The 15578-nt window shown below is 69.9% G+C and carries 14 protein-coding genes and 2 tRNA genes; 5 read left to right on the top strand and 11 right to left on the bottom strand.

Going from position 1 to position 15578, the window contains the following annotated elements; translation table 11 throughout:
* Positions 1-20: 20 nt before the first annotated feature.
* From AC1XX3_RS16820 to AC1XX3_RS16810, 3 genes are all read right to left on the bottom strand, one after another.
* Complete coding sequence (locus tag AC1XX3_RS16820) at positions 21-1298, bottom strand: type III PLP-dependent enzyme domain-containing protein (RefSeq protein WP_483322325.1); 1278 nt, start codon at positions 1296-1298, stop codon at positions 21-23.
* A 7-nt stretch (positions 1299-1305) separates the two neighbouring features.
* The gene (locus tag AC1XX3_RS16815) at positions 1306-1692 is read right to left on the bottom strand and encodes a RidA family protein (RefSeq protein ID WP_483322324.1); all 387 of its coding nucleotides are present in this window, start codon (positions 1690-1692) and stop codon (positions 1306-1308) included.
* A 169-nt stretch (positions 1693-1861) separates the two neighbouring features.
* Positions 1862-1952, bottom strand: a tRNA-Ser gene (locus AC1XX3_RS16810).
* Positions 1953-2164: 212 nt separating this feature from the next.
* Between AC1XX3_RS16810 and AC1XX3_RS16805 the strand changes: the two genes are divergently transcribed.
* Positions 2165-3784: an LCP family protein gene (locus tag AC1XX3_RS16805; protein ID WP_483322323.1), complete on the top strand. Its 1620-nt coding sequence runs from the start codon at positions 2165-2167 to the stop codon at positions 3782-3784.
* On the opposite strand, the gene AC1XX3_RS16800 is transcribed toward AC1XX3_RS16805, so the two are convergent.
* A complete protein-coding gene (locus tag AC1XX3_RS16800; protein WP_483322322.1) occupies positions 3769-4743 on the bottom strand; it encodes an NAD(P)/FAD-dependent oxidoreductase in 975 nt (324 codons plus the stop codon). The two genes, AC1XX3_RS16805 and AC1XX3_RS16800, sit on opposite strands and share 16 nt — an antisense overlap.
* A 70-nt stretch (positions 4744-4813) precedes the next feature.
* Between AC1XX3_RS16800 and AC1XX3_RS16795 the strand changes: the two genes are divergently transcribed.
* Positions 4814-5389, top strand: a complete 576-nt coding sequence (locus AC1XX3_RS16795) for a helix-turn-helix domain-containing protein (protein ID WP_483322321.1) — start codon at positions 4814-4816, stop codon at positions 5387-5389.
* A 9-nt stretch (positions 5390-5398) separates the two neighbouring features.
* Here AC1XX3_RS16795 and AC1XX3_RS16790 read toward each other — a convergent pair whose 3' ends face one another.
* The 4 genes from AC1XX3_RS16790 to AC1XX3_RS16775 all read right to left on the bottom strand — a co-directional run bounded on the left by AC1XX3_RS16790 (position 5399) and on the right by AC1XX3_RS16775 (position 7697).
* Positions 5399-6436 (bottom strand): TRM11 family SAM-dependent methyltransferase, encoded by a 1038-nt coding sequence (locus tag AC1XX3_RS16790; RefSeq protein ID WP_483322320.1) that lies wholly within the window; start codon positions 6434-6436, stop codon positions 5399-5401.
* Positions 6437-6464: 28 nt separating this feature from the next.
* Complete coding sequence (locus AC1XX3_RS16785; RefSeq protein WP_483322319.1) at positions 6465-6926, bottom strand: hypothetical protein; 462 nt, start codon at positions 6924-6926, stop codon at positions 6465-6467.
* A gap of 162 nt (positions 6927-7088) precedes the next feature.
* The gene (locus AC1XX3_RS16780) at positions 7089-7529 is read right to left on the bottom strand and encodes a GNAT family N-acetyltransferase (protein WP_483322318.1); all 441 of its coding nucleotides are present in this window, start codon (positions 7527-7529) and stop codon (positions 7089-7091) included.
* Between the two features lie 79 nt (positions 7530-7608).
* Positions 7609-7697: transfer RNA gene (locus tag AC1XX3_RS16775), tRNA-Ser, on the bottom strand.
* A gap of 75 nt (positions 7698-7772) precedes the next feature.
* Here AC1XX3_RS16775 and AC1XX3_RS16770 point away from each other — a divergent pair.
* Positions 7773-8744, top strand: a complete 972-nt coding sequence (locus tag AC1XX3_RS16770; RefSeq protein WP_483322317.1) for an NAD(P)H-quinone oxidoreductase — start codon at positions 7773-7775, stop codon at positions 8742-8744.
* 12 nt (positions 8745-8756) lie between these two features.
* Here the strand turns inward: AC1XX3_RS16770 and AC1XX3_RS16765 are convergent, their stop codons facing one another.
* A complete protein-coding gene (locus tag AC1XX3_RS16765) occupies positions 8757-9215 on the bottom strand; it encodes a lamin tail domain-containing protein (protein WP_483322316.1) in 459 nt (152 codons plus the stop codon).
* 295 nt (positions 9216-9510) lie between these two features.
* Between AC1XX3_RS16765 and erm the strand changes: the two genes are divergently transcribed.
* Both erm and AC1XX3_RS16755 read left to right on the top strand, forming a co-directional pair.
* On the top strand, positions 9511-10320 hold the full coding sequence (erm, locus tag AC1XX3_RS16760; protein ID WP_483322315.1) for a 23S ribosomal RNA methyltransferase Erm: 810 nt from the start codon (positions 9511-9513) through the stop codon (positions 10318-10320).
* Between the two features lie 69 nt (positions 10321-10389).
* Positions 10390-11565, top strand: a complete 1176-nt coding sequence (locus AC1XX3_RS16755) for a Gfo/Idh/MocA family protein (RefSeq protein WP_483322314.1) — start codon at positions 10390-10392, stop codon at positions 11563-11565.
* A gap of 7 nt (positions 11566-11572) precedes the next feature.
* Here the strand turns inward: AC1XX3_RS16755 and AC1XX3_RS16750 are convergent, their stop codons facing one another.
* Positions 11573-13516: an ABC transporter ATP-binding protein gene (locus AC1XX3_RS16750; RefSeq protein WP_483322313.1), complete on the bottom strand. Its 1944-nt coding sequence runs from the start codon at positions 13514-13516 to the stop codon at positions 11573-11575.
* On the bottom strand, positions 13509-15419 hold the full coding sequence (locus AC1XX3_RS16745) for an ABC transporter ATP-binding protein (protein ID WP_483322312.1): 1911 nt from the start codon (positions 15417-15419) through the stop codon (positions 13509-13511). Before AC1XX3_RS16745 ends, AC1XX3_RS16750 begins: the two co-directional genes overlap by 8 nt.
* Positions 15420-15578: the final 159 nt, after the last annotated feature.

Raw genomic sequence — 15578 nt, 5'->3', positions numbered from 1 at the left:
CTCCTCCTCGCGGATGGGGATCAGAAGTAGGTCAAGGCGACGTCGCTGACCCGGGGCAGCGGCACGTCGGCGGAGTCCACCATGGCGATCGCTCGCCACTTGTCGAACGCCGTACACGGGTGGGACAGGCCCAGCTTGAGCACGTCGCCGACGGCCAGGGTCGCGTCGGCGGGGATGCGGACGAAGGCATGCTGGTCGTTGAGGCTGACCACTTCGGTCCGGCTCACGTCCAGCGGTATCCCGCCGCGGGTGCCCACCACGATGGGTAGGTCAAGATCGAAGGGCAGGTCGCGCCGGCCGGCGTCGAGAATCACCAGGCCGGGCTCGGGGCGCGACAGCACCGCCGCCCAGACGTGGATGGCCGACCGCAGCTCGGGCCCCGCGCCGCGGGTGCTGGGGGTGATGGCGCGGTAGTGCAGGTCGTCGTGCACCACGTACGCGCCGGAGCGCAGCACCACGTCCACCCGCGGGTCCTCGGCCAGCGGAGCCAGCACGGCGGCGACCCGGTCGAAGTAGGCGCTGCCGCCCGCGGTGACGATCACCCGTTCGGTCTCGTACAGCGGGGCGAGCGCGGAATGCGCCCGTACCACCTCGCCGAGGAAGGCGTCGACCGCGCGTAGCCCGGCCGGGCTGGTGGAGGCATCCGGAACGGCACCCTCATAGGCGCTCACCCCGGCCAGCGACAGGGCCGGCGAGGCAGCGACCGCCTGCCCGACGGCGACCACGTCGTCGATCGAGCGGGCGCCGGTACGCCCTCCCGCGGCGCCGACCTCGACACAGACCGGGATGGGGGCGCCGGTGGCGTTGGCCGCGGTCATCCGAGCAACGCTTTCGACCGAGTCGACCCAGCCACAGAAAGCGAGCTGCGGGTCGCGGCGGAGCTCAGCGCCGATCCAGGCGATGTCGCGCGGATCGACCAGCTCGCTGGCCAGGTGGATCGACGGCACCCCGAACTGGCGGGCGGCCCGCAGCTGGGACCCGTTGGCCACCGTGATGGCGGTGCAGCCGGCCAGCAGCTGTCCCAGCCAGAGCACCGGGGCCATCGTCGTCTTGCCGTGCGGGGCGAGGGCGACCCCCCGGTCCTGGCACCAGCGGCCCATGGCGAGCAGGTTCGCCGCCACCGCCGACACGTCGACGGTCATCATCGGCGTGCCGAGGGCGGACAGCTCGAGGCCGTCCCGCTGCACGTCGGCGACCCGGACCGGATTCCCGACGGTGGCGAAGCCCTTGTATCTCCAGTCGAGCACGACCTCGCCCTGGGAGGTGAGGAAGTCCTCCAGTGGCTGCAGCGGGTTCATCGTTGGGTCAGTCAGCCTGCGGCCGCACGGCGACGACGTCGATCTCCACCAGGATGTTCATCAGCTGGGAGCCGACCGTGGTGCGGACCGGGTAGGGCTCGACCATCCGGGAGCGGTAGACGGCGTCATAGCCGGCGAAGTCCCGCTTGAGCTCCTGCAGGTGGGTGGTCACCTTGACCACGTCGGCCAGGGTCAGCCCGTCGGCGGCCAGGATGGCCTCAAGGTTGGCGAGCACCTGCGCGGTCTGCTCCTCGACCGTGTCGCCAACGACCAGTCCGGTGGCGGGGTCGGTCGGACCCATTCCCGCGGTGAACAGCAGTTCGGAGGTGGCAATGCCCTGGGAGTACGTCCCGGCGGGTGGGGGGGCCTGGTCGGTACGGACGGCGCGGCGCATGGGAAACCTTCTTCTCTGGGTCAGACGATGTCGGGATACAAACTAGTGGTCGCCGGTCAGGACCCGGCAGCCTGCCCAGCGGCGGAGACGACAGCGCGGGAAAACGAAGAAGCCCGCCCGAGCGGCGGGCTCGGACGGGCTTCGACTTCGCAGGTCGTGACCTGCAGGGCGGAGGCGGCGGGATTTGAACCCGCGAGAGGGGATGAACCCTCAACCCGCTTAGCAGGCGGGCGCCATAGACCGGACTAGGCGACGCCTCCAGCATGTGCGGGAACGCGGTGCGTACCCGTGCATGCGCGTCCGACCATGGCCGAGCGCTGAGTCAGCGTACCGATCGGAACGGGCGGGAGGCAAAGCGAGATGTTTCCCGCCACGACGGCCACGTACAGTTAGCGGCAGTCTTGCGCACGTTTGCCCGTCCGCGCGCGAGCGCCGAAGGACCGTGCGCGCGAGCGCCAATGGAGTTGCGCGCGTGAGCGCCGAAGGAGGGGACGTGCCGCAGCAGCAGCCCGAGGACTGGAGCTGGCAGCTCGACGACCCCTCGATCGCGCGGCAACGGGTGCCGAGGCGGGCCCTGCCCCCGCGGGATGACTTCCGCCGTACGGTCTGGCTGACGGTGCTCGGCACGGTGATTCCCGGTGTCGCGCTGATCGCGGCCGGCCGACGTCGCAGCGGCGCCGTCATACTCGGGTTGTTCGTGAGCGTGCTCGTCGCGTTGGCCGCCTGGGCGGTGGTGGACCTGCGCAGCCTCGCCTCGATGGCGGTCCGACCGTCGGTGCTGCAGCCGCTGGCGGTGGTGCTGGTGCTGGTCGCGCTGACCTGGGTCGGGGTGGTGATCGCCAGCCACCTGTCGCTGCGCGGCCGGGTCTCGTCGATCCAGCGGGTCACCGGGGGCGTACTGGTCGGCGTCCTGGCCTTCGCAGTGGCGGCCCCGATGGCGGTGGCGGCGCGCTACAGCTATGACCAGGCCAACCTCGTCACCACCATGTTCAAGAGCGAGAAGGACACCAAGAGCGCCACCCGGCCCACGATGAACGAACCCGACAAGGGCCAGACGCAGGACCCGTGGACGGACAAACCCCGGCTGAACATTCTGCTCCTCGGCGGTGACGCCGGCGCCACTCGGACCGGCACCCGGACCGACACGGTGATCCTGGCCAGCCTGGACACCCGCACCGGCGACACGACGTTGTTCAGCCTGCCGCGCAACACCGGTCGGATGCCGTTCCCGGCCGGGTCGCCGCTGGCGGCCCACTATCCGAACGGCTTCACCAACGGCAACGGCGACGACGCCGAGTTCTTCCTCAACGCCATGTACGACAACGTGCCCAACACCGTGCCCGCCGATGTGCTGGGCGCCACCGACAACCTCGGCGCCGACGCCCTCAAGCTCTCGGTCGGCGAGGCACTGGGGCTCACGGTCGACTATTACGTCTTGGTGAACCTCGACGGCTTCAAGCAGCTGATCAACGCGCTCGGCGGCATCATCGTCAACATCAACACCTACATCCCAGTCGGCGGCAACACCGACCGCAACATCCCCCCCGACTCCTATCTGCCGCCGGGCCCGAACCAGAAGCTCGGCGGAGAGAAGGCCCTCTGGTATGCCCGAGGCCGCTACGGCTCGGACGACTTCGCCCGGATGGACCGGCAGCGATGCGTCATCGACGCCATCATCAAGCAGGCCAACCCGGCGAACATCCTCACCCGCTACGAGGCGGTGGCGAAGGCCAGCAAGGACATCGTCCGGACCGATCTCCCGCAGGAGATGCTGCCGCTGATGGTCGACCTGAGTCTGCGGGTCAAGGACGGCAACGTGCGCAGCATCGTGTTCAAGCACGGGGTGGCGGGCTTCCTCAGCCCCAACCCCGACTTCTCAGTGATGCGGGAGCGGGTGAAGGTGGCCCTGGGCGAGGCGAAGACGGCCAAGCCGAAGTCCACAACGTCGACCTCGAGCAAGCCCAAGCCGAGCACCTCGAAGTCGCCGAGCAGCTCCTCGTCGTCGGCCACCCCGACCACCGAGAGCGAGGACGTCACCGACTCCTGCGCCTGGAAGCCCGAGGTGGCCGCCACGGCTCAGCCGGCTCGCTGACCGGCACCCACGTCGACGCTTCGTCCGTCGTCGCCCGCGAGAGCGAGCCGGATGTCGTCGGCAATCAGGTCGGCGTTGATCCCGCCCCCGGCGAACGCTCCGGCGCCGATAGCCACCGGGACGTTCGCGAACGGGGTGGCGGCGTTGCCGGCGGCCCAGACGCCAGGCACGCTGGTGCGGCCCATCGAGTCCACCGTCACCCAGGTGCCGCCCGGGCCCTCGGTCCGATCGGCCCCGAGCGTGACCAGCAGCTCGTCCAGCGGCACCGGCCGCGGCGCGGTGAAGATGGCGTCCAGCCCCACCCGGGTCCGGTCGGCCAGCTCGATCCCTTGCAGCGCTCCGTCGATGCTGACCACCCGAGCCACCGGCCTGCTCTCCACCACGATCCCCCGAGCTCGGAAAGCCGCCAGCTCTTCGTCAGCGGGCTCGAACTCGCCACCGGTGAAGTACGTCAGATCGGCCGACCACTGGCGCAGCAACTGGGCCTGGTGCACGCTTGCCGGGCCCGTGGCCAGAACCCCGATCCGCTGGTCGCGGACCTCGTATCCGTCGCAGTACGGGCAGACGACGACACCCTTGCCCCACTGCTCGGCCACCCCGTCGATCGGCGGTAGCTCGTCACGCAGGCCGGTGGCCACCAGCAGGACCCGGGTCCGCAGCCGCTCGCCGCCGTCGGTGACCACAGTGAGACCCAAGGCCTCTCGACTTGCGTCGACCGCCAGGCCCGACCGCACCACGCCGCCGTACCGTTCCACCTCCGCCCGGCCATCGCGGAGCAGATCAGCCGGCGACGATCCGTCACGCCCCAGAACCCCGTGCATATGGGCGGCGAACCGGTTGCGCGGAGCACCGGCGTCCAGCACCAGCACGCGTCGACGCGCGCGAACCAGCATCAAGGCGGCGCTCAGACCAGCACCGCCGCCGCCGACGATCACGACATCCCATTCGTTGTTATCCATGAAGCCAGGTTGCGCGGTGGCACTCATAGCAGCAAACATGTTTGCCACTACTGCAAGTCGAGGAGGAGCCATGGTCGAGCAGAACCTGTCCAAGGTGCTGAGCCTGGTGGCGCCTCGGCTGCGCGAGCTGCGGCACCGCCGCGGACGTACGCTGAGCGAGCTGGCCGAGGAGACCGGCATCTCGATCAGCACCTTGTCGCGGCTGGAGTCCGGGCAGCGCCGGCCCACGCTCGACCTGCTGCTCCCCCTGGCGATGGCCTACCACGTGCCGCTGGACGACCTGGTCGGAGCGCCGACGACCGGTGACCCGCGGATCCACCCCCGGCCCGTCCACCGCAATGGCATGATCTTCATCCCGCTCAGCCGGCACGCCCAAGGCCTGCAGGCCTTCAAGATCGTGCTGCCCGGGCGTACCGGCGGCGGTCAGCCGGAACAGGGCTCGCACGAGGGCTATGAGTGGCTCTACGTCCTGGACGGGCGCCTCCGGCTGGTGTTGGGCGACCGCGAGCTGGTGCTGGAGTCGGGCGAGGCCGCCGAGTTCGACACCCGTACCCCACATGCCGTGGTCAGTGCCGGTCCGGCCTCGGTGGAGATGCTCACGCTCTTCAGCCCGCAGGGTGAGCGGATGCACCTGCGCAACGCCTGAGGGCTGCGGCTAGCGCCCGCCCCGGGTGCGCGAGACCACGAACGCGGTCGGGGTCGCACCGCCGTAGCGCAGCACCCGCTGCTTGACGATCTTGATCCCGGGGGTGCCTGCCACCGACGCCAGCAGCAGCCGCTTGTCCTCGGTCAGCAGCACCGCCCGTCCCTTGTCGGCCAGCACCCTGGAGATCTCGGCCAGCACGGCGGGATAGAGCCGCTCATTGTCGGCGTGACTGCCCACCTGCTTGCCGAAGGGCACGTTGCTGACCACCCGCTGGATGCTGCGGGGCTCGACATCCAACCGCTCCGCCGAGGCCACCGTCAGCGTGGCTTGGCGACCGTCGAGGTTGCGCCGTGCCATCTCGATCGACGTGGCGTCGTGATCGGAGCCGATCAGGACCAGATCAGGGGTGGACCGCGCGGCCGCGACCAGCAGCGTCCCGACGCCGCAGAATGGGTCCAGCACCCGGTCCCCGGGCTGCGGCTTGGCCAGCCGGACCAGCGTCTCCGCCACCAGCGGCGCGGTGGACCACGGCCGGCGCTCCAACGGCTCGAACCGGCGGGTGAAGAACAACGGGCCGATCTGGGCCAACCAGCCGTCCAGGCCCCGCGTCAGGTTGACCACCCAGCTGCCATCAGCCACCACCCAGCCGAGCTCGCTCTCGATCCCTTGCTCCAGCCGCCGCCGCAGGGCCAGGTCGGCACTGTCGACCCGGAAGGTCAGCGGTCCTCGGTGCTGCAGGGCTGACAGCACCCCGCTCTCCTCGGAGCTTCGCAGCGGGTCACAGAAGGTCGGTGCGGTCTCGGCCGCCTCGAGGCGCAGGGCGAGAGTCGAATACAACGTGGTGGTGAACAGCTCGTGCAGCGGGCCGTCGACGCCACAGCAGACGTAACCCGGCAGCTGGCGTACGGCACCGACCGTCGACAGGGTGGCGAGCTCACCGGCCAGCAGGTCCTCGGCCCCTTCCAGGGCCCCGAGCACCAGCTCATCACGGACCGATCGGGTCAGGTCGAGCTGGGGCGACGCGTCGCCGACCGCGGGGTCAGTCATGTCGATGGCTCCTCTGGGTGCCGGGGCGTCACTCGGGCGTGCGATAGCCGCGGTCGGCATCCAGCCGCTCGCGTACGGCCGCGCTGAGCGCGCTGACCGTCGGGTCCTGGGCGCCCCGGGGAATGAGCACGTCGACCGGTTCGCCGTCCTTGACCGACACCTGCAGGCGGTCGCCGCGCAGCGTCACCCGCGAGATCGAGCTCCAGGTCAGGTCACTGGCGTCGGCGCGGTGGCGGAGGTGCAGGCCCGAGTCATCCAACGTGACAGTGGTACGCAGTCGGTTGGTCAGCACCACCGCCGCGACGAGCAGGGCGCACCCGGCGAGCAGCAGGACGGCGGCGAGGACCACCACCACGACCGGCAGGTCGAACACCTGCGAGGCCACCAGCAGCAGCGCACCGACCAGGTCAGCCACCGACGCGATGGCCAGCGCGCGGATCGGTGGCGGCGGTCCGAGGACGAAGACCTGTGGCGGGGTCGGCTGGCTCACAAGAACAACACCTTTTGCTCGGGACGGTGGCGGGCGTTCGACAGGTTATCCAAGTTGCCACTGAAGACCCTCTTTCCGTGGCTGAACTCCGCACGGCACGGGGCCAACCAGACAAGCCCTGTCAGGTCGGCGCTCGACGACGATTCGGTCACCGAACGGCCGTCAACGCGTCCTCTTGAAGTACGTGGCCGAGGCGTCGTAGCCGATGGAGTCATAGAAGGCATCGGCGCGGCGGGTCGCTACCGCGAAGTACCGCACGTCTGCTTCGGTGATCGCCCAGTCTTCAAATGACTGCATCAGTCGCCGCCCCAGTCCCGCGCCCCTGAACGTGGCGTCGACCAGCAGCTCCTCGATCCAGCCGATGTTGCCGTTGGCATGCAGGGCCGGATGGACGAGGCCGCAGATGTAGCCGGCCACGGTGCCGTCCAGGTTGTCTGCAACCAGCAGGCATTGCGTCGGGTCGGCCAGGATCACCGTGAGCGATTGGTCGAACCGTGCTTGCTCGAGGACTGCTGACCTGGCCAGCAGGCCGGCGAGGCGGAACAGCTCGGCTGCGTCGGCCGCTTTCGCGGGGCGGATCCGGGGCTGGGATTCGACGGGCACACTGTTATCTCAGCAGACGCTCGACACTGCTCGCCCGGCTTTCGCTTGAGCACCTCCGGCGTCGCGTCTCCTGCGAGGGCGGCGAGGGTGGGATTCGAACCCACGGAGCGGTTTGAGCCGCTCGGGCGCTTTCAAGGCGCCTGCACTAGTCCACTATGCGACCTCGCCATCCCGGGCTGGTCGGCCGCGGGCTCCCCAGATCCTAGCCGAACGCCGACGAGGCGGTGTGGCACGCTGACAGCCATGAAGGCGATCATCCCCACCGGTCCGGGCGGGCCCGAGGTGCTGCAGCTCAGCGACGTGGAACAGCCCGAGCCGGGACCAGGTCAGGTGCTGGTCAAGGTCCACGCCGCCGGGGTGAATCGGGCGGATCTGATGCAGCGCCAGGGGCACTACCCGCCGCCACCCAGGGCCTCCCCGATCATCGGGCTTGAGGTGTCGGGCGAGATCGCCGCGCTGGGCGCTGAGGTGTCCGGCTGGCAGGTCGGTGACCCGTGCGTCGCGCTGCTGTCCGGCGGCGGCTATGCCGAGTACGTGGCGGTGCCCGCCGGTCAGGTGGTGGTGCCGCCGGCCGGCATCGACAAGGTGATAGCCGCCGGCCTGATCGAAGTCGCCGCGACCGTGCAGTCAAACCTGGACGCGGCGAAGCTCGCCGCCGGCGAGCTCTTCCTGGTGCACGGCGGTTCGGGCGGGATCGGCTCGTTCGCCATCCAATACGCCCGGTCCCAGGGCGCAACAGTGGTGGCCACCGCCGGATCCGCGGCGAAGCTGGACTACTGCCGCTCGGTCGGCGCCGACCATGCCGTCTCCTACCGAGAGGACTGGGTCGCCGCGGTCCGCGAGCTTGCGCCGGACGGGGTCGACGTCATCCTGGACAACATGGGGGCGAAATACCTGGAGCAGCATGTCGGGTTGCTGGCCACCGCCGGACGGCTGGTGGTGATCGGGCTGCAGGGCGGTCGCAAGGCGACCCTCGACCTGGGGACGTTGCTCAGCAAGCGGGCGTCAGTGATGGCCACCTCGCTGCGCCCCCGGCCGGTGGCCGAGAAAGCGGCCATCTGCCGGCGGGTCGTCGAGACGATCTGGCCGCTGATCTCCTCCGGTGACCTGCGCCCGGCGCCAGTCACCGCGCTCCCGCTGGCCCAGGCCGCGGAGGCACACCGTCAGCTGGAGTCCGGCGACGCGTCCGGCAAGTACGTCCTCACGCTCGACTGAGCGGAGGCCGGTTCAGCAGCTGACGTAGCCCTTGGCGTCGGAGACGGTCTTCCACGAGCACTTGTCCACCTTCGCGCCGGACTTCGTCTTCAGCGTGGCGCTGTCGCCGCCGGAGTTGTTCCAGACGTGCCAGGTCTTGTTCCAATAGCGCGTGGTGGCGGTGTTCTTGCCCTTACCACTGCGGACGGTGACCGACTTGCCGGCGCCCAGCTTGAAGCTGCCGAAGGTGTAGACGTGCTTGGACTCGTCCCGCAGCGTGTAGCCGGTGAGCGTCTTGGTGCTCTTGCTGGTGTTCTTGATCACGACGTACTCGCCGTTGAGCACCTTGTTGTTGCTGGTGTCCGGGCCCTTCGGGTTCACGTACACCTTCGTGATCTGGATGGAGCTGGCAGCAGCCGCCGGAACGATCGGGGCGACGACGCCCACTGCCGTGAGGGCTGCCGCGACCGTGAGGCCGACGATTCTGCGCATACTGCTCCTTTTGTTGAACCTTGTAGGACCGAACAGTAGTAGGGCGAAGGTCGACGCCGACCCAGAACAGATAACGATTGAGCGCGCGGTCGTTGAGAGACGCGGGCAGGAAATCAGTTGCCCGGTGTCTTCGAGCCGCACTAACGTCGCCGCTGATATGAGCGCCCAGATGACCATCCGGACCCGCCGCCGGTAGCGGCGCAGGTCCTCCTCGAAGCAACTGCGCCGCCACCCGGGCAACCGCCGGGCGGAATTTCGTGCTGCCCGGCTCCCTCCTCCTCGGAATGGAGCTCCCATGAGCACACCCCACCGTCCAGGTCCGCACGAGCTGGGCCAGAACTTCCTCCGCGACCGTCAGGCCGTCCGCACCGTCGTCGACCTGGTGGCCGCCAGCGAAGGACCGGTGGTCGAGTGGGCCGCCGGGGACGGCGCCCTCACCGGTGCCCTGGCCCGGCTCGGGCGGCCGCTGGAGGCGGTCGAGATCGACTCCGCCCGCATCGCCCAGCTCCGCCGCCGGCTGCCACCGCACGTCTGCGTGACGGAAGGCGACATCCTCCGTCACGCCCCACCGCCCGGCACCGGCGTGATCGTCTGCAACGTGCCCTTCCACATCACCACCGCGGTGCTGCGTCGGCTGCTGCGGCTGCCGAGCTGGCAGAGCGCCGTGCTGATCACGCAGTGGGAGGTCGCTCGCAAACGAGCCGGGGTCGGCGGCGCCACCCAGCTCACCGCGCAGTGGTGGCCGTGGTTCACCTTCGAGCTGCGGCGACGTATTCCGGCCACCGCCTTTGCGCCCCGGCCCTCCGTCGACGCCGGTCTGCTCCTTGTTCACCGGAGACGCCAGCCGCTGGTGGAGGATCTGCAGGGTTATCAGCGTTGGGTCAAGCAGGTGTTCACCGGTCGCGGTCGCAGCCTGCCGCAGATCCTCGCCCTGGCCGGCAACGTCTCCCCCGCCGTCTTCGAGCGCTGGTGCCATCGGGCGGGTCTTGGCCCCCGGTCTCTCCCCCGTGATCTCACCGCCGCGCAGTGGGCCGCCGCCTTCCGGTTCACTGCGGAGATCCGGCATCGAACACCGGCAGCCGTACGCCCCAAACCTGATCGCTGACTTATGCGTGAATCTGCTGACTTGGACATCCTCTTGCACACATAAATGCATCCCGCCTAGAGTCGACGCGTGTCTCACACCATGAAGATCGGCATCGTCGGATTCGGCCAGCGCGCAAGCCTGTGGAAGCACGCCCACGACCCCGCGCAAGGGGTCGAGGTCACAGCGATCTGCGACACCAGCGAGCGCGGTCGCTCCGAAGCCGCCGCAGCGCTGCCGCAGGCCACGGTGACCGCCAGCCTGGACGAGCTGCTCGAGGCCGATCTCGATGCGGTAATGGTCACCACCCCCGACCACCAGCACCAGCCGGTCGCGGTCGAGGCGCTGCGACGCGGCCTGGCCGTGTTCTGCGAGAAGCCGCTGGCCACCACGATCGAGGACTGTGACGACATCCTCTCGACCGCCTATGCCACCGGCAGCAGGCTCTACGTCGGCCACAACATGCGTCACATGCCCGCCGTCACCGCGATGCGTGACCTGATCGTCGCGGGACGGATCGGCGAGGTGAAGGCGGTCTGGTGTCGTCACTTCGTCGGGCACGGCGGCGACTTCTACTTCAAGGACTGGCACGCGGACCGCCGCAACTCCACCGGACTGCTGCTGCAGAAGGGAGCGCACGACCTCGACGTCATCCACTGGCTGGCCGGCGGGTTCTCGTCCACGGTCAGCGCCATGGGCCAGCTCGCGGTGTACGGCGCCATCACCGACCGACGCGACCGGACCGGTGAGCGGATGTCGGACTGGTACAGCGTCGACAACTGGCCTCCCGCCAGCCAGACCGGTCTCAACCCGGTGGTCGACGTCGAGGACATCTCGATGATGACCATGAGCCTGGACAACGGTGTGCTGGCGTCCTACCAGCAGTGCCACTTCACCCCTGACTACTGGCGCAACTACACAGTGATCGGCACCGAAGGCCGGCTGGAGAACTTCGGCGACGGCCCCGGCGGCACGATCGGGCTCTGGACCAAGCGCCACGAGGGGTACGCGCCGCCGGACGAGACCATCACCATCGGCGGCTCCCACGTCGGCCACGGCGGCGCGGACTCGGTGATGATCCAAGAGTTCCTCCGCTTCGCCCGGGAGGGGGGCGCCACCCAGACCTCGCCGGTCGCAGCCCGCCAAGCGGTGGCGGCGGCCTTGACCGCCACCGCATCGCTGCGGGGTGACTCGTCCGCGATGCCCATCCCTGCCCTCGACGACGCGCTGGTCGACTACTTCGCGCGGGGCCAGGTCAAGGGCTGACCCGGCGTCAGGAGGTCCAGGCGCGCCAGAGGCTGGCGTATTCGCCGTTCGCCTCGACCAGCTGGTCGTGGCTGCCCAGCTCGGCGATCCGTCCGTCGATGACCACCGCGATCCGGTCGGCGTCGTGAGCGGTGTGCAGCCGGTGCGCGATGGCCACCACGGCCCGGCCCTCCAGCAATGCCGCCATCGACCCCTCCAGGTGGCGCGCCGTCCGTGGGTCGATCAGTGAGGTGGCCTCGTCCAGCACCAGGGTGTGCGGGTCCGCCACCACCAGCCGGGCCAGCGCGATCTGCTGCGCCTGCGCCGGGGTCAGGTTGAGGTTGCCGGAGCCGAGCATGGTGTCCAACCGCTGCGGCAGCCGCGCGACCCAGTCCCACGCGTCGACCGCCCGCAGCGCCTCGATGACCGTCTCGTCGGTCGAGTCCTCCCGGGCCAGCACGATGTTGTCGCGAATGCTGCCGACGAACACGTGGTGCTCCTGGGTGACCAGTGCCACCTCGGTGCGGAGCACGTCCAGCGGCAGCGCCGTCAGCTCGACCCCGCCCACCGTCACCGAGCCGGTTCGCGGACCGTTGATGCCCGACAGCAGCCGGCCCAGGGTCGACTTGCCGGAGCCGCTGGGTCCGACGATCGCCAGCCGCTCGCCCGGCTGCAGGGCAAGGTCCACCCCGTGCAGCACGTCATGGCCCTCCCGGTACGCGAACCGCAGGTCTTGGCCGACGATCTGCGTCCCCAGCGGCAGCTCCTCGCCTGCCACCCGGTCCTGCGGCACCGTGGCGATGCCGAGCAGCCGGGTGGTGGAGGCGACGCCGACCTGCAGTCGGTCCACGTTGCGGATCAGCCGGTCGAGCGGCTCCACCACAGCCTGGATGTAGAGCGTGGCCGCGGTGATCTGACCCAACGTCACCCAGCCGTTGGCATAGCCGATGCCGCCGAGGATCAAGGTCAGCACCAACGGGGTGTTGTAGGCCAGGTCGATCACCGCGAACAGCAGGTTGCGCAGTGCCATGGTGTAGCGCTCGGCCTGGCCGGACACGGCCATGTCGTCGTCGCCGCGGTCGATCCGTCCCCGCTGCAGCCCCAGCGCCTCGACCGTACGAGCGCCTTCGACGGTCTCGGTCAGCGTGGTGTTGATCTCGGAGTAGGTGCCACCTTCGGTGATGTAGCCCTTGGGCGCGCGCTTCAGATAGCGCCGGACGCTCCACACCAGCAGCGGCGCAGACAGCAGCAACGGCACGGTCAACAGCGCTGAGTTCAACAACATGGCGGCCACGGTGAGCACCGTGGTCACGGCGGCGATCAACGCCTCCGGGAGGCCGTACCGCACGCTCTCGCTCATCGTCGAGACGTCTCGGGTGACCCGGGTGACCAGGTCGCCCGAGCTGGCGCTCTCGACCTTGCCCAGTGGCAGCCCCAGCACGGTGCGGACCACGTATTCACGGGCCGAGGCCAAGATGTCCTGACCGAACACCGCGGACGCGAGCCGAGCGAAGAAGGTCAGCAGCGCCTGCGCGAGCACCACCCCGCCGACGGCCAGGGCCAGCCCGTTCAGGGTGGCCGCCAGGGTGCCGCCGGCGGCAGCCCGGTCGACCAGCGCCCCCAGCAGCCGTGGCACGACCAGCCCGGCCACCGCCGCCAGACCGTTGAGCCCCAGTACGACGATGATCAGGCCGCGACGAGACCGCATCAGGTCGCCGAGGAAGCCGATAACGGCCCGGGTGGGAGCCACCGGCAACCCGCGCTCGGGGTTGCGGGAGGCGGCGAAGTAGTCCTGGGCCCGCCGTTCCCGCAGCAGGTGCCGGCGCCGCCAGGCCGCCAGCCGCTCGCGGACCGACGCCTCGGCGGGTATCGACAGCTCGTCTGGGACGCGGGAGGTGACCGGCTCGCTACGCCAGGTCTCCGCGGAGCCGGGCAGCCGTGGGCCGCGCTCCATCGTGCTCACGTCAGACATCGACGACCTCCTCCATGCTTCGCACCACGACCCGCCGATAGTCGGCGTTGTCGCGCAGCAGCTGTTCGTGGGTGCCGGTGTCGACGATCCGGCCGTTGGCCATGAACGCCACCCGGTCGGCGTGATGCAACAGCAGCGGTGACACGCTCATCACCACCGTGGTGCGGCCGGACCGATAGTTGGCCAGCCGGCCGGCGATCATCGCCTCGGTGTGGGCGTCGACCGCCGAGGTGGGCTCCACCAGGACCAGCACCTCGGGGTCCATCGCCACCGCCCGGGCGAGCACCAGCCGCTGCCGCTGCCCTCCGGACAGCCCGCGGCCGCGCTCGTCGATGATGCCCTGCCAGCCGCCCGGCAGGGCCTCGAACACGTCCTCGGCGGCCGCCGTGTGCAGCGCCTCCTCGGCCTGTTCCCGGGTCAGCCGGCCGTGCGGGTCGACCGCTGACTGCAGCGTCCCGGCGAAGACCTGGCCGGAGGTGTCGCTGATGAGGATGTGGCGGCGGATCTCCTCGATGGCCACGTCGGCGAGATCGACGTCGCCGACCTGCACGGCCCACCGCCGGTCGGCGATGGCCTGGTCGCGCGCCACCAGCCGGGCCCGCGCCTCGGCCTGCCGCGCCCGGGCGGCCTTGGCCTCGCGGCCCTTGATGCTCTCGTCGATGTCCAGGCTGATCGGGTCGGTCTCGGTCGGCAGGTATCGGCCGAGCCGGTCGGCCAGGGCCGCCGAGTCGTCCGGCACCGCCGAGACGACCACGGTCATCAGGCCCGGGGTGGCGGTGAAGTCGGACTCGTCGTCATGCAGCGGTGAGCCGATCGGGAGCTGCAGCGGCTCAGCCGGGTCCTGCCACGGCGGCTGCTGCCCGAGGACAGCGATCGTCTTGCGCGCCGAGACGAGACCGCGGACCCACTTCTGCGCCAGCTCGAAGAAGGTCTGGATCGGCCACACCATGAACACGGCATAACCGAAGAAGCTGATCAGCTGACCGACCGTGAGCTCCCCGGCCGCGACCTGACGCGCACCCATCCAGGTGAGGGTGACCAGGAACAACCCGGCGAACAGCACCCCGGTGGCGTCCACGGCGGCCTGCCAGGAACCGGCGGCCACCCCGGCCCGGCGCACGGTCTGCGACTGGGTGGCGTAGTTCTGGGCGAACGTACGCTCGCCGCCGATCCCACGCAGGATCCGCAACCCGGCCACGATGTCGGTCGCCATCGAGGTGAGCTCCGACGACGTCGTACGTTCCACCGCCTGGCGGCGCTGCAGCGGCTTGAGCAGCGGCATGGCGGCCAACACCAGCACCGGGGCGGCGATCAGCACCACCACGCCCATCTGCACTGAAGTGGACAAGATCAGACCCGCCACGAAGAGGTAGGCCACCAGCGCGCCGACCGCGCGGCTGACCACCTCGTTGAGGGCGCCGAACTGGTCGCCGTCGGCCGAGGCGACCGACAAGATCTCGCCGGCCGGGACCCGCTGGGGCTGCACGTGGCCCATCTGCGCGGTCTTGCGGGTGACCAGCATGGTGATCCCGTACAGGGTGACCAGCCAGGCGCGCACGATCAGGGTGTGCCGCAAGACCCCGAACAGGGCGCCGACCACGATGGCCCCGAAGAGCACCAGCGCCCAGCGCAGCACCGAGTCGAGGTCGCTCGGGGTGATGCCGTCGTCGACGATGCGGCCGACCAGGTAGGGCCCGAGGGAGCCGGGCAGGAACTCCACCATCGCCACCAGCGACGCGATCAGCAGTGTTGACGTCTGCTGGCGCAGGATCCAGGTGAGGAACCGGGCGGCCGACCGAGTATCGGGGTTGGTGAAGTCGCGGGTCCGGGCGCTCTCGCGGGCGCGGACCTGCGTGGGAGAGGTCGACTGGAAATCCGGGATCACCGGAGGGAAATCGTGCATGACCGCCTCAGCCTAGGGGCTGGCACCGACAGTCCTCCAATCCTTTAACGCCCGTCCCGGTCACCGAATCCAGGGGGTAGCCGAGGGCCGTCTCACGGGGCGTGGACGCAGCGTGGAACCGGATAGTCTGTCGAAGTTCCACGTCCCCGAGTCCAGGCG

Source organism: Microlunatus sp. M237 (genome assembly GCF_056896895.1).
This window is presented reverse-complemented; position numbering and strand designations above follow the sequence as displayed.

Bases quoted from the DNA above. Each gene is read 5' to 3' on its own strand.
- AC1XX3_RS16820 (WP_483322325.1), bottom strand. From the start codon at position 1,298: ATGAACCCGCTGCAGCCACTGGAGGACTTCCTCACCTCCCAGGGCGAG.
- AC1XX3_RS16815 (WP_483322324.1), bottom strand. From the start codon at position 1,692: ATGCGCCGCGCCGTCCGTACCGACCAGGCCCCCCCACCCGCCGGGACG.
- AC1XX3_RS16800 (WP_483322322.1), bottom strand. From the start codon at position 4,743: ATGGATAACAACGAATGGGATGTCGTGATCGTCGGCGGCGGCGGTGCT.
- AC1XX3_RS16795 (WP_483322321.1), top strand. From the start codon at position 4,814: ATGGTCGAGCAGAACCTGTCCAAGGTGCTGAGCCTGGTGGCGCCTCGG.
- AC1XX3_RS16790 (WP_483322320.1), bottom strand. From the start codon at position 6,436: ATGACTGACCCCGCGGTCGGCGACGCGTCGCCCCAGCTCGACCTGACC.
- AC1XX3_RS16770 (WP_483322317.1), top strand. From the start codon at position 7,773: ATGAAGGCGATCATCCCCACCGGTCCGGGCGGGCCCGAGGTGCTGCAG.
- AC1XX3_RS16765 (WP_483322316.1), bottom strand. From the start codon at position 9,215: ATGCGCAGAATCGTCGGCCTCACGGTCGCGGCAGCCCTCACGGCAGTG.
- erm (WP_483322315.1), top strand. From the start codon at position 9,511: ATGAGCACACCCCACCGTCCAGGTCCGCACGAGCTGGGCCAGAACTTC.
- AC1XX3_RS16750 (WP_483322313.1), bottom strand. From the start codon at position 13,516: ATGTCTGACGTGAGCACGATGGAGCGCGGCCCACGGCTGCCCGGCTCC.
- AC1XX3_RS16745 (WP_483322312.1), bottom strand. From the start codon at position 15,419: ATGCACGATTTCCCTCCGGTGATCCCGGATTTCCAGTCGACCTCTCCC.